Source organism: Stenotrophomonas maltophilia (genome assembly GCF_013464485.1).
Lineage (GTDB): Bacteria > Pseudomonadota > Gammaproteobacteria > Xanthomonadales > Xanthomonadaceae > Stenotrophomonas > Stenotrophomonas maltophilia_AW.
Map to the genome: position 1 here is coordinate 63,709 of NZ_RAUX01000026.1, position 18,698 is coordinate 82,406.

The following is an 18,698-nucleotide window of genomic DNA, read 5'->3' on the forward strand; positions in this document are numbered from 1 at the left end:
TGGGCAAGAATATCGCGCTGCCCGCCCAAGGGATGCAGGGATTAAAGGGGGGCAGGACCGCCAGGCAGGGCCAGGGAGCCTGCAGGGTGGGGAGGTCAGGAACCGCGGTTGCCGGTGCGGGAGCCACGGCGGTTTTCTCACTCGCGCCAAACGGCGCAGCGCCCGTCGGGAAGGCGGGCATGCAGGGGGCACAACATGTGGCACGCAGAGTCGATGCATCGCGACGCGATGCGCTATGGGCTCGTCCGCCGTTTCTGGGGCCACCTGGGGGCGATGCTGCTGCTGGGCATCTCGCTCGCCCTGCCTGATATCGCGCGCGCGGCCTGTACAACCTTCACGCCGGTCAATGCCAGTGCAGGCGCGCCGATGGCCGCCGGCAGCACCATCACCATCGATGCGTCCAGCTGCCAGGGCGTTGCAGGCTTCGGTATCGGCAGCGTGACGACGCCGGCCAGCAATGGCACGGCCACCGTCACCAGCCACGCCGCCTCGAGAATCTCCTATGCCCACAGTGGCAACGGATCGACCACCGACACCTTCGCCTTCGACGACGGTACCGGCACCAACAACGTGCTGGTCACGGTGCACATCCAGGCCGCTGCCTCGCCGATCACGATCCTGCCGGCCACGGTACCCCCGGCGACGGTCGGCACGCCCTACGCCGGTGCCTCCTTCAGCGCCAGCGGTGGCGTCGCGCCCTATACCTACACGGTCCCCCCCGGCACGTTGCCGAACGGCATGACGCTGAGCAGCAGCGGCAGCCTGTCCGGCACGCCGACCGCGCAGGGCACCTTCGCCTTCTCGGTTACTGCGAGCGACAGCACGGCGGGAACGCCGCTCACCGGTACGGCAAGCTACTCGATCACGGTGGCAGCACCGACCATCACCGTCACCAACACGCCGACCCCGGCAGTCATCAATTCGCCATACACCTTCGCGCTGGCGGCCAGCGGCGGCAATGGGCCCTACACCTACTCCCTCGACGCCGGTACCAGCCTGCCGCCGGGCCTGGTACTGGCCGGCAACGGCACCATCAGCGGCATGCCCACGGCGTTGGGGCTGACCAGTTTCACCGTGCGCGTCACCGACAGCAGCACGCCTACGCCGTTCTTCGCGCCAGCCAACCTGTCGATCAACGTGCAGAACGTGGTGCCGCCGGTGGCCGGCGCGGTCAGCGCCACCGTGGCCCACGGCAGCAGCAACAACCCGATCACCCTGAGCCTGTCCGGCGGCGCGGCCACCTCGGTCGCGGTCGCTGCCCAGGCCACGCACGGCACGGCCACCGCCAGCGGCACCACCATCAGCTACACGCCCACCGCCAGCTATTCCGGGCCGGACAGCTTCACCTACACCGCCACCAACGCCGGCGGCACCTCGGCGCCGGCCACCGTCACCATCACCGTGTCGCCGGCCACCATCAGCTACGCACCGTCCAGCCCGGCAGCCGGCACGGTCGGGGTGGCCTACAGCCAGTCGCTGGCCGGCGCCAGCGGCGGCACTGCGCCGTACACCTATGTGATCACCAGCGGCAGCCTGCCGCCGGGCATCACCCTGGCCAGCAATGGCACGCTGTCCGGCACGGCCAGCGCCAACGGCACCTTCAACTTCACCGTACGCGCCACCGACAGCAGCACCGGCACCGGGCCGTTCAGCGCCACCAGTGGCCCGCTGACGCTGACCATTGCCGCAGCAACGCTCACCTATGCACCGACCAACCCGCCGACGGCGACAGTCGGCGTGGCCTACAGCCAGTCGCTGGCCAGCGTCAGCGGAGGCGTCGCGCCGTACACCTACGCGATTGCATCGGGCAGTCTGCCGCTGGGCATCACTCTGGCCAGCAACGGCACCCTGTCCGGCACGCCGAGCGCGGGCGGCAGCTTCAACTTCACGGTCACCGTGACCGACAACAGTGGTGGCAGCGGACCGGTCAGCGCCACCAGTGGCCCGCTGCTGCTGACGGTGAATGCACCGACGATCACGATCACCCCGCCCACGCTGCCAACGGTGAGTGCCGGCGTCGCCTACAACCAGAACCTGACCGCTGCCGGCGGTAGCGGTGCCTACACCTATGCGGTTACCGCAGGCGCCTTGCCGCCGGGCGTGTCCCTGTCCGCTGCAGGCGTGATCAGCGGTACGGCGACGGCTGCGGGCACGTTCCCGCTGACGATCACCGCCACCGACAGCAGTGGAGGCAGCGGCCCCTACACCGGCAGCCAGCCCTACACCCTCAACGTGACTGCGCCGTCGCTGACGCTGACGCCGACGGCAGGTGCCCTCTCCGGCACGGCCGGCGCACCGTTGAACGTGCCCTTCAGCGCGGGCAATGGCACCGCGCCGTACACCTTTGACATCAGCGCCGGTGCACTGCCCAACGGGGTGACCCTGTCACCCACCGGTACGCTGTCCGGCTCGCCGACGGTGTCCGGTCTTTTCACCTTCTCGGTGCGCGTCACCGACAGCACCACCGGTACCGGCGCGCCCTTCAGGCGAACCCAGAACTACGTCCTGTCCATCGCCGCACCCACCATCACGGTATTGCCGGCAAGCCTGCCGCCGCCGCTGGCGGGGGTTGCCTACAGCCAGACCATCACCGCCAGCTCCGGCCAGCCAACCACCTTCACCTATGCCGTCAGCGCGGGGCAGGTACCGGTCGGCCTCAGCCTCAACGCTGCAACAGGTGAATTGAGCGGTACGCCCACCCAGGCCGGCCCGTACAACTTCACCGTGACCGCCACCGACGGCGGTGGCTTCACCGGCAGCCAGGCCTACAGCGGCGCGGTCGGCGCGCCGGTGCTGTCACTGGCGCCGAGCACGGTGGCAGGCACCACCGCGGGTACGCCGTACAGCACCACCTTCGTCGCCAGTGGTGGCAACCCGGGCTACAGCTACCAGCTCACCGGCACCCTGCCGAATGGACTGTCGTTCTCGCCGGCCGGCATGCTCAGCGGCACGCCCACGCAGGCGGGTACCTTCAACTTCAGTGTGAGAGCGAGCGACAGCACCACCGGCACCGGCGCACCGTTCTTCATCGTCAACAACTACACACTGTCGGTGTCGGCACCGACCGTCGTGGTCGATCCAACCACGCTGCCAGCGGCGACCGGTGGCGTGGCCTACTCGCAGGCGATAACGGCCAGCGGGGGCAACGGCACCTACACCTTCAGCCTGACCAGTGGCGCGCTGCCGGTCGGCATGAGCTTCAGCAGCGCAGGCGTGCTGTCGGGTACGCCAACCGTGGCCGGCACCTTCACCTTCACCGTGCAGGCCACCGATGGCAATGGCTTCACCGGCAGCCGCAGCTATTCCCTGGTGGTCAACGCACCGACCATCACGCTGGCCCCGACGACGCTGCCGGGCGGCTCGGGCGGCGTGGCCTACAGCCAGGCGCTCACCGCGAACGGAGGTGTGGCCAGCTACACCTACAGTCTGTCGGCGGGTGCACTGCCGCCGGGCATCGCGTTGAGCAGTGCCGGCAACCTCAGCGGCACCCCCACCATCTCCGGCAACTTCAACTTCACCGTCACCGCCACCGACAGCGTCGGCTTCACCGGCAGCCAGGCCTACGCCTTCAGCGTGGCCGCGCCGACGATCACCATCACGCCGGCGACGTTGCCCGCCGCCACCGGCAGCATCGCCTACAGCCAGCCGCTCAGCGCCAGCGGCGGCAATGGCGGCTACACCTACAGCCTGACCACCGGCACGTTGCCGCCGGGCATCGCCTTGAGCAGCGCCGGCGTGATCAGCGGTACGCCGACCACCACCGGCAGCTACAGTTTCACCGTGCGCGCCACCGATGGCTTTGGCTTCACCGGCAGCCAGGCCTACACCGTGACCGTCAACGCACCGGCCATCGTGTTCGTGCAGACCACGTTGCCGGGCGGACAGGTAGCCGTGGCCTACAGCCAGACCGTCAGTGCAGGCGGCGGCAGCGGCAGCTTCACCTACAGCGTCAGCGCAGGCGCATTGCCGCCGGGCATCGCGCTCAGCAGTGCCGGCGTGCTCAGCGGCACACCCACCGCACCGGGCAGCTACAGCTTTACCCTCACCGCCACCGACAGCTTCGGCTTCACCGGCAGCCAGCCGTTCACAGTGGCCATCAACCAGCCGGTACCGGTGGTGGTGAACGATGCAGCAACCACGCCGGCCAATGCACCGGCCAGCATCGACGTCACCGCCAACGACACCGGCCCGATCACCAGCATCGCCATTGCGCAGGCGCCTTCGCACGGCACGGCCACGGTGAACGGACTCAACGTGGCGTATACGCCGGGCAGCAACTTCTTCGGCAACGACAGCTTCACCTACACCGCAACCGGTCCAGGGGGCACTTCTGCGCCGGCTACGGTCAGCATCAGCGTGACGCCGCTGGCGGTGCCGGTGGCAGCGGCGCAGAGTGCCACGGTGCTGGCCGGGCAGTCGGTGACCGTGCAGGCCGAGGCCGGGGCGATCAATGGGCCGTTCACTGCGGTGACCATCAGCCGCGCACCCTCGTCCGGCACGGCGGTGGTGCAGGGCGCCAGCATCGTCTACAGCGCTGACGCCGATGCTTCCGGCGTGGTGGACTTCGAGTACACGCTCAGCAATCCGTTCGGTGCGTCGGCACCGGCGCGGATCAGCGTGACCGTCAACCCACGGCCGGTGGCGTCGGCGCTGACCGCCACTGCCATTGCCGGGCGCGAGGTCAAGGTCGATCTGACGTCCACCGCGCGTGGTGGTCCGTTCACCGCCGCTGCGGTGGTTTCGGTGTCGCCGGCGGATGCGGGCAACGCCACCATCACTGCCAGCGGCGCCGGCTACACGTTGGCCTTCACCTCGGCGGCGACGTTCGGTGGTGCGGTGCGCATCACCTATACGCTCAGCAATGCCTACGCCACCTCGGCACCGGGCACGGTCGATGTGATGGTGAAGCCGCGCAGCGATCCCTCGCGTGATGCCGAAGTGCTGGGCGTGCTGGAAGCCCAGGCCGAAGGTGCACGGCGCATGGCGATCGGCCAGATCAACAACTTCCAGCGCCGCCTGGAAAGCCTGCGCGCCGGTGGCGGTAGCGCCGGCTTCAGCAATGGCATCACCTTCAGCTCGGCCAGCAGCCAGCGCCGCACACAGCAGGATGATCTGCTGCGCAAGGGCATCGGTGCCAGCGGTGAAGGGCTGTCGATGATCGAAGCGCCCGCAGTGCAGGGCGACGCAACGCCTGCCGCCACACCGTCCGATGGATTCGCTTTCTGGACCGGCGGCGCGGTGAACTTCGGCAAGCTCAAGCCAGGTGCCAGCAGCGACGGCATCGACTTCACCACCTCCGGCATCAGCCTGGGTGCAGACCGCCAGATCGGTCCGTCGCTGACGCTCGGTGCCGGACTGGGCTACGGCCACGATGCCTCGGACATCGGCCGCAACGGCAGCCGCAGTACCGTGGATGGCTACAGCGTGGCCACCTACGGCAGCTTCCATCCCGAAGGCGGGTTCTACGTGGATGGCCTGCTGGGCTACCAGTGGCTGAAGTTCGACGCGCGCCGCTTCATCACCGACAACGGCAACACCGCCCATGGCAGCCGCGATGGTACGCAGTGGTTCGCTTCGTTCTCCACCGGCTACCAGCATCGCAGCGATGCACTGCTGCTGACCCCGTACGGCCGCCTGGATCTGGCACGGGCCACGCTGGATGGCTACCGCGAACATGGCGACGAGGTGTACGCACTCGACTACCAGCGGCAGACGGTCAACACCAGCACCGCCACCGCTGGTGTGCTGGCACAGTGGCTGGTGAAGCGTGACTACGGCATGTGGACGCCACAGCTGCGCGCCGAGTTCGGCCACGACATGCAGGGCTCCAGCCAGGCCTTCATGCGCTATGTGGACCTGATGTCCGGGCCGGTCTACCGCGCCACGCTCGATCGCCAGTCGCGCAACCACACGCTGCTGGGCGCCGGCATCGGCCTGCAGACGCTGAAGGGCTGGACGCTGCGCGCCGAGTACCAGAACCAGCTGGACAGTAGCAGCCGCGACAACCAGGGCATCCAGATCAGCGTGCAGAAGACGCTGCCGCCCTGATCGATACAGCGGCGGCGGCCTGCCGGTCGCCGCCGCACGCGGCCGGTATCCGTACAATCGTGTCTCCGGCGGGTGCGCAACGCGTATCTGCTCCGGATACCGGATGGATGGAACAGGACAGGGAATGAAGATTCAGACGATTGCGATGTCTTCGATGGTGGCGCTGCTGGCCGCCTGCGGGCAGGCGCCGGAAAAGACGACCGGAACGACGCCTGCGGCGGCCGCCGCCGCGCCCGCCGAAGCACCGGCCGCCACCGCCACTGCGGTTGAGAGCGCGCCGTCCATCGAAGACGGTGTGGACCCCTCGGTGTGGGACAACGAAGGCGAGCCGGAAAGCGAGCCGCCCCCGGCCGCAGAGGCCAAGCTGACCTGCGCGGACAATCCGCTGGCGACCTACTTCTTCACCCTGGTCGGTGGCAACAGCGTGGACGACTGCGGCCGCAAGGACCCGAAGGTGCTGGCGGCGTTCGATGCGCTGATGAAGGGCACGCAGGACGCCGAGTCCTCCGACACGCAGATCCCGCCGCTGCGCAAGCGATTGCTCAGCGGCCCCAGCGCACCGGGGCAGCCGATGCAGCTGCAGGGCGAGACCTGGTGGTTCTACACCGCCTGCCAGGCCCACGACTGCCCCGGCACTGCGTTGGCGATGCTGTACTCGCCCACGCAGACGAAGATGGTCGGGCGCCTGACCGCGCGCTGCAAGGTCTGGTGGCTGGGCGAGCCGAGTGCCGAACAACGCGCGCTGATCGAGCGCGAGCGGCCGTTGGACGAAGCGATGCTGAAGAACGAAGGCGACGCCTGCGAGTGATCGATGGCAGCGCCGGACGTTGCTCCGGCGCTACTCCTCCGGGCGCATCCGCGTGCCGATCTGTGCGTTCAACGCCAGCGAGGCCATGGCCAGCCCTTCCAGCACGCGGTCGCCCACGTACTCGGCCTCGGCGCCGTTCTGACGGACGCCGAGGCAGCCAACAGCAGTTCCAGGGTGACGCGCTGGCCCGCCACGGCGCAGTCGGCATCGCCCAAGCCCATGCGCCGGCCGGGCATCTGGTGGCGCTCGGGCCAGGGGTGGCCATCGGCGGCGGCACCCTTGCCGATGCGGTCGAGCGTGGCGATGAAACCGAGGGGATCGCGCGCGTGCGGTGCCTCCGAGGGCGCGTCGGCGTTGGCAGACACGTACTGCGCGCGCAGGCGGGAGGATTCAGGTGTGCTCATGGCAGGTGCTCCGTGCAGGACAGACGGTAGCCGCCACGCAAAGGTGGCGGGCGGAGACGTGGCTCGAAAACCGGGAGATCACGAACAGACCGGCAGGCACAGGGCCTCCACGCTCCGCCCGCCATGGCCGGCAGACGGATTGCCGACCGGCGCCACACTGGGTGACGCCGGCCGGCCGGCGCAAACAACGTTCGTGATCTAACGGGTTTTCGAGGCCCGGCCACCCTTTTCCGGTGGCCCGTCATCTGTACCGCTGTCGCTGCGAAACGCCAATCAGAAGAGTTGCAAATGGCGTTGGAACGAAGACGCTTTCAGCATTCTTGCATGCTGTTAAGTAGCCGCAGAATGAGGCGGCGCAACGGCCGCAGTGGGTTTGGCAATATGCGACATGGATCGAAGTTGAGGGTGCTGGATGCGGCTGTACCACCAAGGCAATAGCGACAGCGACACGTCGGATCCGACACCGACACCGCGGAGCCTGGCTGGCCAGCGAATGCCTCACACGTGAGGCCATCAGGGGGCCGCAGTAGAACGGCTGCGCACGCCGCCTTGGCCCGCGGCTTCCTGAGTTCCAGTACGCCGATGGGCGTTTTACTTGCTCGCGCGCCGCGTGCCTTTTTCGTCTTCGTCCTTTACATCACCACGGCTCTGCGCGAACTCCGGGAACGTCTTCGCGATCGAATCCTTGTCCGGCAGGATGTAGAACACGCCCCCCTTCTGGAACGTGGACGCCACGATCTGCTCGTAGAACGCGGCGGAAACATTGATGCAGCCGTGGGTGACGCGGTTGTCGTCCGGCGAGGGCGAGGCCAGTCGTTCGGCGCGCTTCTCTTTCGGCGTGCCCGGCGGCAGCGGGTGCAGTGAGACGGCCGAATCGTAGTCCACCCACAGCACGCGTCCGGCATCGTCGGAGGGGCCGTAACCGCCGATGAAGCGGCCGGCGGGCGTGGTGCGGTCGCGGCCCGGAATCGCGCTCAGTGCGAGCTTGGCCACGCCGGGTGCAGAGTGGTCGCCGACGGCCGAACCGAACAGCGCCGGGGCGGCGCCGCGCAGCTTGCCGTCGCCGCCGAACACCAGGACCTGTGCTGCGGCCTTGTCCATCACGGCGAACGGATAACCCTGATTGTCCTTGCTGGCGACAACCCAGCCGGCCAGTTCAATCACCGTCTCGGAAACGTGCTGGTCCGGCGGCAGTTCATCCGCAGCCGAAACCGTTTGTGCGGGTGCGTCGTCCTTCGCGCCCTTTGCGTTGGCTACGCCACTGCACGCGATGGCCAGCGCCATGGCCATTGCGGCGTGCAGGGCGCGGCGTGCAGGGGAGGAGGAGGTACGAATGGGACGGCTCCTTGCAATGCAATCTTGAGTGGAGGGAGGCCAGTGGCCGGCGAAGGCCACTGGCTCCCGATACAGAGATGGATCAGTTCAAACGGTGAGGGAGCGGTTACCCGCGCGGCTTGCGGCCAGCCGGTGCCCTTTCAAGCTGCTGCACGCGACCTTCGATCTGGTCCAGACGCTGGTTGGCCTGCTGTGCGGACTGGTTGGCGGATTCAGCGCTCTGTGCGGCGCCCTGCACCTTTACATCGAGCTGGTCGAGGCGCGAGTTGATGGTGGCGAACTCGTTCTTGTAAGAGGCACAGGCGCCAAGGCTGACGGTTGCGATGAGCGCTACAGCAAGTGCGCGGGCCGTCTTCATGTGTTGCGGGTTCAGGTTCATTGCACTCCCTCCTTCGTCTGGGGAAGCTGGAATATAGCGGCGTTTGTTCCCCGCGCTGACAAGCGCTTTCAGCTGGAATTGGAAGACGTGGATGTGCTGTGAAATCTGCTCGTCAGCAAAGCTTAACGAGTGAGATCAGGCGAGCTGATGTGCAGGGTGGCGATGGCCTTGTGCCTGCTCGATGTGGCCAATTCATCAGTCTGAAGGCGGCATCATCCCTTCGCGTTTTCCACCCGCGCACATGCGGGACGCCATTCACTTGCGGCCAGCAGTACCGGCGCACTTTCAGGACGCACCTCCAGCAGCGTGGCAATGGCCCTGCGTCTGTCGGCGGCGCGTGCAACGTAGGCAGCGGCAATGAGGTAGCCGATCCAGTAGCCAAGATCGCCGCGACGCACTTCATCGCCTGGGCCGTTGTACAGCCATTGCGAAAGATCGGTGCCGGTGCTGTCCTGTGCGAACTGAAGCTCCAACGCGCATTCCCGGCCCTGTGTCCAGCGGCGCAGATGCGCGTTGGCCGGCTGCCCGGAGATCAGCTCGGCCACGTACTCGGCGCCTCCTTCCAGCAGCGTCTGATAGAGCAGGGTCGGCTGTGCTACCTCCGTCTCCGCGCCCGGCTGCTGGATGTGCACATATTCATGGGCGATCAGGTGCACGAAGCGATCGCTCACATCAGCCTGCATCCAGTCGGCGTTGCACAGCGCTTCCAGTCCGATGACTACGCCGGTGGCCGTAGTGACGCCGCCGCTGTTGCCGCGGCCCACCAGCACCGTCACCGCTGGGAACCGTGCATCCGGCAGCAGCGTACCCAGCCGGCCGAGGGCATCGGCGACGCGGGTGCGGATGGTGGGCAGGGCGGTCGCGCAGCGGCGTGCCTTCTCGAACAACGCCGGCCTGTCCTGGATGGCGCGCGCCAACCGTTCCATCGAACCGATGCGGCTTGCGGTGAAACCGTGCAATGCATTGCTGCCCGGATCCAGGTAGTGGCGCTGCAGATCCTGCGCGCTCGGCCGTCCCTGGTTGGCATCGAGCACCTCGAAGAAGCGTGTGACATCCTCGGTCTGGATGACCACCTGTTCTGCGGCAGGCGTGCGCGCGGCGGCTTGCGCGGGCAGTGTAGAAGCAAGCAGGAACAAGGGCAGCAATACCTGCAGGAGTCCGAAGAGGCGGCGCGGCGCAACGTGCGATGCAACGGATGACGGCTTCATCAGGTTCCCCAACCCCAAGCACAGACGACCACGATAGCGCGCCGGTGTCGCGCTGGAGTTCTACCTGGCCCGCGCTGAGTTCCCTGAACGGGAACCATATTTATATACCAGTCAGTTCAATATTCAGGGTCGATTAGACCCCCTAACGGATAATTCACACCTGTCGACCGCCTCCTCTCTCTCCCCCTCCCGGGAGGCGGTCGACGAAACCAAAATAATTAAAGGTGTGTCCCGATGAACAAGAATTCGCTGCTTGCCCTGGGTCTTCTGGCTGCCCTGCCGTTCGCTGCATCGGCAACCGACGGCCTGTCGTACAACTACGTTGAAGGCGGCTACGTGAACACCGATGCCAAGGGCGGCGACGCCGATGGCTGGAAGGTGAAGGGTTCCGTTGCGGTGCACCCGAACTTCCATGTCTTCGGCGACTACAGCGCCCAGGAAACCGACAAGTTCAAGAATGACGTCGACCAGTGGCGCCTGGGTGTCGGCTACAACTATGGCATCGCACCGAACACCGACCTGGTGGCCCGTGTTGCGTACCAGAAGTACGACGAGAAGCGCGGCCTGGACTTCAACGGCTACTCCACTGAAGTGGGCGTGCGTACCGCGTTCAACCCGTACGTGGAAGGCTACGTGATGGCCGGCTACGAAGATTTCAGCAAGAAGCACGGTTACAACCCGGACGGCGAGTTCTACGGCCGTGTCGGCGCCACCGCCAAGTTCAACCAGAACTGGGGCCTGAGCGGCGAAGTGAAGCTGGCCAAGGCCGGCGACCGCGAGTGGTTCGTGGGCCCGCGCTTCACCTGGTAACAAACGCCTGTCGTTAGTGCGTGTTGTGCTGGCGTGTGACTCTCTCTCTCTCTCCCACACGCCAACCGAAGCCCGGCCTCGCGCCGGGCTTCACTTTTATGGGCCCTGTGGCGCCACAATGCGGTATGGGCGACCCTTCCCCCCTCGCAGGTACTGGCACGGCCTACCAGGAGCATCCGGCGCCTGCGCCGCTGCGCGGCCACTTTGGTCAGCTGTGGCAGAGCCAGCTTCCTGCCGATACCGATGGGCACATCACCGTACTGCCCGATGGCTGCGTGGATATCCTCTGGCGCGACGGTGCGTTGTTCGTGGTTGGCCCGGACCGTGTGGCCGCGCACCCGGCGTTGGCACCGGGCGCGCAGGTGCTGGGCGCGCGCTTCCGCCCCGGCCAGGCGTTGGCGGCGCTGGGCCTGCCCTTGGCCGAGATCATCGGCCAGGCGGTGCCGCTGGCTGATCTGAAGGGAGCGTGGGCGAGCAAGGCGGCGGCCTCCATTGGTGACACCGCACCTGCGCAACGCCTGCAGCGAATGGCGCACTGCCTGCAGCAGCATATGGGTGCGTCCGCGCTCGATACCCCGGCGCAGCGTGCACATGTCCTGTTCCGGGCGCTGGCCGCCAGTGACGCCACGCTGGATACGCTGGCGGCGCACTTGAGCCTGAGCCCGCGCAGCCTGCGACGTTTCAGCCAGTGGCAGTTCGGCTACGGGGCCAAGACGCTGGAGCGGATCCTGCGCCTGCAACGCTTCCTGCGCCACAGCCGCGCGCAACCGCAGCACTCGCTGGCGATGCTGGCCGCCGAGACCGGCTATGCCGACCAGGCCCATCTCAGTCGCGAGGCGCGTGAGCTGAGTGGCATGACCGCACGCGAACTGCGTCTGGAGTGGGGCCAATGATGGCCGTTTCGTTCAAGACCGCCGTGCCGCATTGATCGACACTAGGCTCCCACCACGGAGCTACGCCATGAATCCCGCAACAACCCACGATGCCGAACGTTGCATCGACAACATCGAATTCAACGTCGCTGACATCGCGCGCAGCAAACGCTTCTACGGTGAGGTGTTCGGCTGGCACTTCACCGACTATGGCCCGGCCTACACCGAGTTCGACGACGGCCGCCTGAAAGGGGGATTCGCCGCCGACGCGCCGGTGCGCGCACAGGGTGGTCCGCTGGTGATCCTCTACTGCGCGGACCTTGCCGATGCCCAGCAGCGCGTGCTCGCCGCCGGTGGCCAGGTAGTGCAGGCGGCGTTTGCGTTCCCCGGTGGCCGCCGCTTCCAGTTCCGCGATCTGGATGGCTACGAGTTGGCGGTCTGGAGTGATGTGGATTGAGGTCTTCGTACCTTCGCTGGTGGACGGAACGAGAACCGCTCCGTCCCCGGTCAGGCGGTTCCGCTATGATCGCCCGCACATCGCCACGCGATGCGCCCGCCTCAAGCCAGCAGGAACCGCCGTGAACTCCCAGCCCGCACCGATCACCGCCCTCAATCACACGCTCGACAACGAGCCGCAGCAGATCACCGCGCCGCTGACCCATTCGGCGGCGTTCCTGGTGCTGAAGGTGAAGGATGACGAAGCGTCGATCGCCAAGGCACGCGAGGTGCTGGCCAGCACCGATGACCTGATCAAGAACACCGCCATCCGCGAGATCGAGCGCACCTTCACCTGCAACGTGGCCATCGGCCACCGCGTGTGGCAGCCGCTGGTGGGCACCACGCCGCCGCGCGAGCTCAAGCCGTTCCGCGAGATCAAGGGCGCGACCCATACCGCTGTGTCCACCCCGGGTGACCTGCTGTACCACATCCGTGCACGCACGATGGACCTGATCGTGGCGTTCGAGCGCAACCTGTTGATGGCCTACGGCGATGCGGTGGAGACGGTCGATGACGTGGCCGGCTTCCGCTACTTCGATGGCCGCGACCTGCTCGATTTCGTCGATGGCACTGCGAACCCTGAAGGGCTGTCGCTGCCGGAAGCCACGATTGTCGGCGACGAGGATCCGGACCACGCCGGCGGCAGCTACGTGGTGGTGCAGAAATATCTGCACAACCTTGATGCGTGGCGCGCACAGAAGACCGAGGCGCAGGAAGCCATCATCGGCCGCACCAAGCACGACAACATCGAGCTGGATGACGCACCGGCGGATGCGCAGAAGTCGCACAAGACCTTGTGCACCATCGAAGACGCCGACGGCGAGCACGAGATCCTGCGCGACAACATGCCCTTCGCCAATCCGGGCCGTGGCGAGTACGGCACCTACTTCATCGGCTACACGCGCCGCCTGTGGGTCATCGAGAAGATGCTCGAGCGCATGTTCATCGGCAATCCTGCGCCGCTGCACGACCGCATCTTGGATTTCTCCACCGCCACCACCGGCGTGACCTTCTTCGCGCCCTCGCGCAAGGTGCTGGCCGACCTGGGCGATTGATCGCGCCGGGCCATCACGGCCCGCCATCTGCCTGTCATCTATGGCGCCGACCATGGCGCGCTGGATGGGAGTGCAGGAGGCAGGCGATGGTCAAGACCAGAAACAGGACCGACGCACGCCGCTGGTGGCGGCCGCTGGCCGCGTTGTTCGGTGCGCTGGCACTGGGGAGCGCCGCGGCGTCCGCGCAGGAAGCCCCTGCACACTGGATGGCCTATGCCGCCGCCGTGGGGGGGCAGTTGCAGCAGCGCCTGCAGCAGGAGCAGGACCCGCAGGCGCAGCGCGTGCTGGAATGGCTGCAGGCACATCCGGACGCACCGACGCCGCTGCCGGTGAGCGTGTGGATCGCGGCGGATGGCCGCATCTCGAAGCTGGAATTCGACAGCCTGGGTGATGCCCAGGTTGACGCAGACCTGCGCGCGACGCTGCAGGCGGCACCTTTGCAGGCAGCCCCGCCGGCGGACATGCGCCAGCCGCTGCGGCTGGGCCTGCTGCTTACCCGGTAGATCCACGCCATGCGTTGATGTGCTGGGTAGATGCCGACCCTGGTCGGCACGCGCGCCAACCAAGGTTGGCGACTACCGGTAAGCCCCAGCCACGCATGGCCTGGCTCTACTGCGTTGCCATCTGTGGTTCACGCGCGGCCGCGCTCCATGCGCGCAGGCCGAACACGGCCAGGCCCAGGAAGAACACGTACAGCGCGGCAGTCACGTGCAGCGACTTGAACAGGTACGCGCCCACGTAGACCACGTCCACCGCGATCCACACCCACCAACAGGCCACGTGGCGGCGTGCCTGCCACCACTGGCCGACCAGGCTCAGCGCGGTCAGCATCGCGTCCAGCCACGGCAGCGCGGCGTCGGTGAAGCTGTGCATGCCGGCTCCCAGCGCCACGCCACCGCACAGGCCGATGGCCAGGTCACGCATCAGCTTGCCGCGCGCCAGCGGCACGATGCGGATGCTGCCCTCATCGGCGGCGTGCTGGCGCCAGTTGAGCCAGCCGTAGACCAGGAAGCCGCCGAAGGCGACCTGCAACAGGGTGTCCGAGTACAGCTTGGCCTCGGCGAACACCAGTCCGTACAGCGTGACCGACAGCAGGCCCACCGGCCACGCCGACAAGCGGCGCCGGGCCATCAGCCAGACGCCGAGCACGCTGCACAGTGCAGCGGTCCACTCGAGCACGATCCCGCTCACAGCGCGAACGTCACCGACAGGCGGGCCTGTCGCGGTGCGCCGGGGAACAGGTAGTAGTCACCGCCGCTGCTGCCGGTATCACGCCAGTAGAAGCGGTTGAACACGTTGTCCACCGACAGGTTCCAGGTCACCGACCGCTCGTTCAGGCGATGCTGGAAACGCAGGCCGGCGTCGAACACCGAGTAGTCGGGCGCGCGCACGCCGCCATCGGCACGGGCCACGTTGGCACCGGCATAGCGCCAGCCACCGGTCACGTCCAGGCCCTGCACGAACGGCAGTGCGTAGGCCACGTGCACGCTGGCGCGCACCTTCGGCACGTTCACCAGCTGGTGGCCCTCGTAGGCCGGCGTGCCGGTATCGCGCGCACGCGCCTGCAGCACGCTGGCGCTGGCCACGATCTGCAGCGCGTCTGTCAGCTGGCCGTTGGCGGTCAGTTCCAGGCCGGTGTGGGTCTGCGTGCCTTCCTCGACGAAGGTGTAGCCCACGTCGCTGTTGTCCGGCTTGGCGTACTGGTACGGCTGCGAAATGCGGAACACGGCCGCAGCCAGGGTCAGCGCCTCGACCGGCACGTACTTGACGCCCACCTCCAGCTGCCGCGACTGCACCGACGGCAGGAACGTATCGGCGTTGCTGGTCCAGAACGGCGCTTCCTGGCCCAGTGAAATGCCGCGCACGTAGCTCGCGTAGGCGTTGAGCTGGTCGGTAGCCTTCCACACTACCGCGGTCTGTGGCAGGAAGCGCGACAGGCGGCTGTGCCGCTGCGGAGTGCCGCGCTTGTCATAGGCGCGCTCATTGAGGCGCACGAAGCGGCCACCGGCCAGCCACTGCCAGTCGTCACCGAAGCTCATCCGGTCCAGCGCGAAGAACGCGGTCTGGCGGCTGTCCAGGCGGTGTGCGGACGGGCCCGGCATCTTTGGCGACGGCTCGAACACCGGCACCGGTGCTTCGTGGATGTTGCTGGTGCCCACGTACTCGTTGACGCTCGGGCGCTTGTCCACGGTGCGGCGGAAGTAGTCGGCACCGAGGGTCAGCTGGTGGCCGACGCTGCCGGTCTCGAAGCGGCCACGCAGTTCGGCACGCGCCTGCTGGTTGCGGCGGGTGTCATCCGGGCTGCGGTAGTCGTAGATGTCGTAGTCGCCGTTGGGCGCGAAGTAGTTGCCCGGCACGCTGCCATCGGCGCATTGCGCGGCGTAGTAGCAGCCGTAGGCGAAGGCGACATTGTCATCGATCACCGAACGGCTGTGGCCGACCGAGACGCGCGACTGCCAGGCGTCGTTGAAATCGTAGGTGTGCAGCGCGGTGATGTTGGTGCTGGCGATATCCACCGGGCGCTGCCATGGCTGGTAGCCGAGCAGGTGCTCGCGGTCGACGCCGCGCGGCAAGTCGCGTGCGCCCAGCAGCTGGTAGCCGGACACCGAACGCTGCGAGCTGGTCTGGTAGTTGGCATCCACCTCCAGCTTGCCGCGTTCGCCGATCAGCCAGTCGGCGGCCAGCGAGTAGAAGTTGCGACGGCCATCGGCGTGCTCGACATAGGAATTGCTGGAATCCCACGCGGCATTCAGGCGCAGGCCGAGGCGCGGGGTGATCCAGTGGCCGACATCGACGGCGACGTAGCGCGAACCTTCCGAATCGGTGCCGAGCGTGGCGGTGCGCACTTCGGCCGGGCGCTTGCCGATGTAGTTGATGATGCCGCCCGGCGCCATCACGCCTGCGGCCAGGCCGGCCTCGCCCTTCAGGATCTCAACCGACTGCACGTTCTCCAGCGCCAGGCGCTGCTCGCCGGCGATGGACAGGCCGTTGAAGCGGTAGCCGGTAGCCGCGTCCAGCGCGAAGCCGCGGATGGCGATGTTCTGGTAGTAGCCCACCGGCGCATAGGCGTCGCCCAGCGAGGCATCGCTGCTGGCCAGTTCGGACAGCGAACGCACCTGGCGGCGATCGAGGTAATCGCGCTCGAGCACGTTCACCGAGGCCGGTGTGTCCTTCCAGCTGCCGCCACCGAAGGCATTCACGTGGGAGGTGTCGGTCTTCGGTTTACCGGCCTGCACGCGCACCGCTGCCAGTTCAGTTGGCGAGCGTTCGGCGCCGGTGGCAGCCGCATCGGGGGATGCCTCGGCCTCGCTGGCATGCAGCGGCAGCGCGGCGCAGAGGGCGAGGGAGAGCAGGGTGGGGCGCAGGCAGCGGTTCATTCGGTTCGTCTTCGGACAACAAGGGAGACGAAGCGACGGCGCGCAGGTGCACCGGCCCATGACGGGGGTGTGGCTGCGGCTCAAAGCTCCCTACGCCGGTGCAAACCGGATCAGGTTCCAAGGGACTCTCTCAGCCTGGCAGATCCAGGCACCCCCGCTTCAGGTGACCATTTCACTACAAATGGTACGGATTTGCGAGCCGGTGTCCTTCAGGCTGCCGCGTGCAGGGCCTGCAGCAGTGCCTTTCCGGGGGTGCTGTGGAACCACATCGGATGGCCCAGCATGAAGGGTTGCCAGGCCACGTCCGCATTCGCGGTCGAGCCGGTGATGCCTTCGAAGTACTCCACTTCGGACAGTGCGAAGTCGAAATGGACCATCGGCAGCAGGTCGGCCAGCAGGTGCACGCGGGCGGCCGACAGCGGCAGCAGCTGGCGGTAGCCCTCGAGCAGCGCCAGCGCGATATCGATGCGCACCGCCTCCATGCCGCGCTCCAGTTCCAGCCACGCCACCGCGTTGCGCTCGATCGCGGTGGCGAGGTCGAACAGTGCACTGGTGGGCGAGGCCAGGCCGAAGTCCAGCACGGTGCTGACCTGCCCTTCGTGCCACAGCAGATTCGAAACATGCCAGTCGTTGTGTGCCCACAGCCGTGGCTCGTCGCGCAGCCGCGCGGCCAGGCCGGCATGCCACGGCAGCACGTCGCGTTGCAGCTGCGCTTCCCATGGAATGCGGGCGAGGTAGCGGGCCAGCCCCGGGCGTGAAGGCAGATCGGCCTTGATCGCCGCGATCGGATCGTCGGCGCGGATCAGGTCATCGCGCGCAACCAGCAGGTAGGTGCTGCGCTGTGGGGCGTGGTAGCTGGCGGCGGCGCGGTGCAGCGTGGCCAGCATGCGGCCCGCTTCGCGGGCCTGTGCGACATCGGTCAGCAGCGACCACGACACGGCGTCGCGGTACAGGTCGTCACCGGCACCGACGGCGTGCAGTTCAAAGGTCCAGTCGCCGCGTTCAATGGCGGTGTGGCCATCGGTTGCCGGCAGTACCTGCACCACCGGCACGCCGCCAGCGGCGAGATGGGCGATGAAGCGGTGCTCCTCTTGCAGGCACGCCGCGCTGCGCACGCTGTGGTGATGACGCTTGATGAACACCGCGCCGTCCACGCCGTTGACGATGGCGGCGGCCGACAGTGGCCGCGGGCTGTGCCATCGGGGGCGGCTGCGCGCGTCCAGCTGCGGGTAGCGCTGGCGCAGCCAGTCAATGTCCTGCGTGCTGATCGGTGGCCAGTCGGCAGCAACCTCGTCGTTGTTGAGGCCCTGCACGCGGTGGGAGGAAGACGTCATGCCGCAGCCCGAAAGGGGAAAGTCACATCCAAGGATGCGCATTCAACGCCATGACCGCGGCCAACGCAAACGGGCAGGTCATCGACCCGCCCGTCCCTGCATCCGCTGCGGTGATGCAGCCGCGCTGCCTACCAGCCGCGATGGCGGCCGCGATCGTGGTAATAGCGGTTGTCGTAGTAGCGCTGGCGCTGCCAGCGGCGGTCGTCACCGCGGTCGTAGTAGCCGCTGCGGTAGTAGCCGCGATCGTAGCGGCGGTCGTAGCGGTTGTCATAACGGCGATTGTCGTAGTAACGACGGTCGTGGCGGTCGGAGGTGGTCAGGTTGCCGATCGCACCACCAGCCACGGCGCCACCGACGGTGGCGGCAGGATCGCCGTTGGAGAGCAGGTTGCCGGCAACGCCACCGACCACGGCGCCGACCAGGGTGCGCTTGTCCTTCCTCGACATCGCGCTGGCATCGCTGACCACGGCAACACCGGCCACCAGTGCCAGGGCCATCGCCAGACCACGGAAGCTGAGTGTGGAAGTACTGAGCATGTTCGTTCTCCTGTGAGGTGCATGCCACGCTGGG

Annotated in this window: 14 protein-coding genes, 1 pseudogene and 1 riboswitch; of the genes and pseudogenes, 7 read left to right on the forward strand and 8 right to left on the reverse strand. The window is 67.3% G+C overall.

Going from position 1 to position 18,698, the window contains the following annotated elements; genetic code table 11:
• Window positions 1-195: 195 nt before the first annotated feature.
• Together D7Y61_RS11845 and D7Y61_RS11850 are read left to right on the forward strand one after the other, a co-directional pair.
• Window positions 196-6,048: a putative Ig domain-containing protein gene (locus D7Y61_RS11845; protein ID WP_180866404.1), complete on the forward strand. Its 5,853-nt coding sequence runs from the start codon at window positions 196-198 to the stop codon at window positions 6,046-6,048.
• Window positions 6,049-6,172: 124 nt separating this feature from the next.
• Window positions 6,173-6,856: an Ivy family c-type lysozyme inhibitor gene (locus tag D7Y61_RS11850; RefSeq protein ID WP_180866405.1), complete on the forward strand. Its 684-nt coding sequence runs from the start codon at window positions 6,173-6,175 to the stop codon at window positions 6,854-6,856.
• A gap of 30 nt (window positions 6,857-6,886) precedes the next feature.
• Here the strand turns inward: D7Y61_RS11850 and D7Y61_RS11855 are convergent.
• The 4 genes and pseudogenes from D7Y61_RS11855 to D7Y61_RS11870 form a co-directional block, all read right to left on the reverse strand.
• A pseudogene (locus D7Y61_RS11855) lies at window positions 6,887-7,260 on the reverse strand (hypothetical protein).
• Between the two features lie 591 nt (window positions 7,261-7,851).
• The gene (locus D7Y61_RS11860) at window positions 7,852-8,544 is read right to left on the reverse strand and encodes a hypothetical protein (protein WP_180866406.1); all 693 of its coding nucleotides are present in this window, start codon (window positions 8,542-8,544) and stop codon (window positions 7,852-7,854) included.
• A 157-nt stretch (window positions 8,545-8,701) separates the two neighbouring features.
• Window positions 8,702-8,974, reverse strand: a complete 273-nt coding sequence (locus tag D7Y61_RS11865; protein ID WP_010487149.1) for a hypothetical protein — start codon at window positions 8,972-8,974, stop codon at window positions 8,702-8,704.
• Window positions 8,975-9,186: 212 nt separating this feature from the next.
• Window positions 9,187-10,119, reverse strand: coding sequence for a DUF2268 domain-containing putative Zn-dependent protease (locus tag D7Y61_RS11870; RefSeq protein WP_345776231.1), 933 nt, complete (start codon window positions 10,117-10,119; stop codon window positions 9,187-9,189).
• A gap of 297 nt (window positions 10,120-10,416) precedes the next feature.
• Here D7Y61_RS11870 and D7Y61_RS11875 point away from each other — a divergent pair, with 297 nt between their 5' ends.
• The 5 genes from D7Y61_RS11875 (at window position 10,417) to D7Y61_RS11895 (ending at window position 13,920) form a co-directional block, all read left to right on the forward strand.
• Window positions 10,417-10,992, forward strand: coding sequence for an Ax21 family protein (locus tag D7Y61_RS11875; RefSeq protein WP_004134798.1), 576 nt, complete (start codon window positions 10,417-10,419; stop codon window positions 10,990-10,992).
• Between the two features lie 125 nt (window positions 10,993-11,117).
• Window positions 11,118-11,885, forward strand: a complete 768-nt coding sequence (locus D7Y61_RS11880) for a helix-turn-helix transcriptional regulator (RefSeq protein ID WP_180866408.1) — start codon at window positions 11,118-11,120, stop codon at window positions 11,883-11,885.
• Between the two features lie 67 nt (window positions 11,886-11,952).
• Window positions 11,953-12,321 (forward strand): VOC family protein, encoded by a 369-nt coding sequence (locus D7Y61_RS11885; protein WP_180866409.1) that lies wholly within the window; start codon window positions 11,953-11,955, stop codon window positions 12,319-12,321.
• Window positions 12,322-12,442: 121 nt separating this feature from the next.
• Window positions 12,443-13,417 (forward strand): Dyp-type peroxidase, encoded by a 975-nt coding sequence (locus D7Y61_RS11890; RefSeq protein ID WP_180866410.1) that lies wholly within the window; start codon window positions 12,443-12,445, stop codon window positions 13,415-13,417.
• A gap of 86 nt (window positions 13,418-13,503) precedes the next feature.
• Window positions 13,504-13,920, forward strand: a complete 417-nt coding sequence (locus D7Y61_RS11895; RefSeq protein ID WP_180866411.1) for a hypothetical protein — start codon at window positions 13,504-13,506, stop codon at window positions 13,918-13,920.
• 106 nt (window positions 13,921-14,026) lie between these two features.
• Here D7Y61_RS11895 and pnuC read toward each other — a convergent pair whose 3' ends face one another.
• The 4 genes from pnuC to D7Y61_RS11915 form a co-directional block, all read right to left on the reverse strand.
• The gene (pnuC, locus tag D7Y61_RS11900) at window positions 14,027-14,596 is read right to left on the reverse strand and encodes a nicotinamide riboside transporter PnuC (protein WP_180866412.1); all 570 of its coding nucleotides are present in this window, start codon (window positions 14,594-14,596) and stop codon (window positions 14,027-14,029) included.
• 8 nt (window positions 14,597-14,604) lie between these two features.
• Entirely contained in the window at window positions 14,605-16,794 is a 2,190-nt protein-coding gene (locus D7Y61_RS11905; RefSeq protein ID WP_180866413.1) for a TonB-dependent receptor, read from the reverse strand.
• A gap of 70 nt (window positions 16,795-16,864) precedes the next feature.
• Window positions 16,865-16,960, reverse strand: a riboswitch (TPP riboswitch).
• Between the two features lie 43 nt (window positions 16,961-17,003).
• Entirely contained in the window at window positions 17,004-18,128 is a 1,125-nt protein-coding gene (locus D7Y61_RS11910) for a phosphotransferase enzyme family protein (protein WP_180866414.1), read from the reverse strand.
• Between the two features lie 128 nt (window positions 18,129-18,256).
• Entirely contained in the window at window positions 18,257-18,664 is a 408-nt protein-coding gene (locus tag D7Y61_RS11915) for a glycine zipper 2TM domain-containing protein (RefSeq protein WP_180866415.1), read from the reverse strand.
• Window positions 18,665-18,698 lie beyond the last annotated feature (34 nt).

Bases quoted from the DNA above. Each gene is read 5' to 3' on its own strand.
- D7Y61_RS11845 (WP_180866404.1), top strand. From the start codon at position 196: ATGTGGCACGCAGAGTCGATGCATCGCGACGCGATGCGCTATGGGCTC.
- D7Y61_RS11850 (WP_180866405.1), top strand. From the start codon at position 6,173: ATGAAGATTCAGACGATTGCGATGTCTTCGATGGTGGCGCTGCTGGCC.
- D7Y61_RS11860 (WP_180866406.1), bottom strand. From the start codon at position 8,544: ATGGCGCTGGCCATCGCGTGCAGTGGCGTAGCCAACGCAAAGGGCGCG.
- D7Y61_RS11865 (WP_010487149.1), bottom strand. From the start codon at position 8,974: ATGAACCTGAACCCGCAACACATGAAGACGGCCCGCGCACTTGCTGTA.
- D7Y61_RS11875 (WP_004134798.1), top strand. From the start codon at position 10,417: ATGAACAAGAATTCGCTGCTTGCCCTGGGTCTTCTGGCTGCCCTGCCG.
- D7Y61_RS11880 (WP_180866408.1), top strand. From the start codon at position 11,118: ATGGGCGACCCTTCCCCCCTCGCAGGTACTGGCACGGCCTACCAGGAG.
- D7Y61_RS11885 (WP_180866409.1), top strand. From the start codon at position 11,953: ATGAATCCCGCAACAACCCACGATGCCGAACGTTGCATCGACAACATC.
- D7Y61_RS11895 (WP_180866411.1), top strand. From the start codon at position 13,504: ATGGTCAAGACCAGAAACAGGACCGACGCACGCCGCTGGTGGCGGCCG.
- D7Y61_RS11905 (WP_180866413.1), bottom strand. From the start codon at position 16,794: ATGAACCGCTGCCTGCGCCCCACCCTGCTCTCCCTCGCCCTCTGCGCC.
- D7Y61_RS11910 (WP_180866414.1), bottom strand. From the start codon at position 18,128: ATGACGTCTTCCTCCCACCGCGTGCAGGGCCTCAACAACGACGAGGTT.
- D7Y61_RS11915 (WP_180866415.1), bottom strand. From the start codon at position 18,664: ATGCTCAGTACTTCCACACTCAGCTTCCGTGGTCTGGCGATGGCCCTG.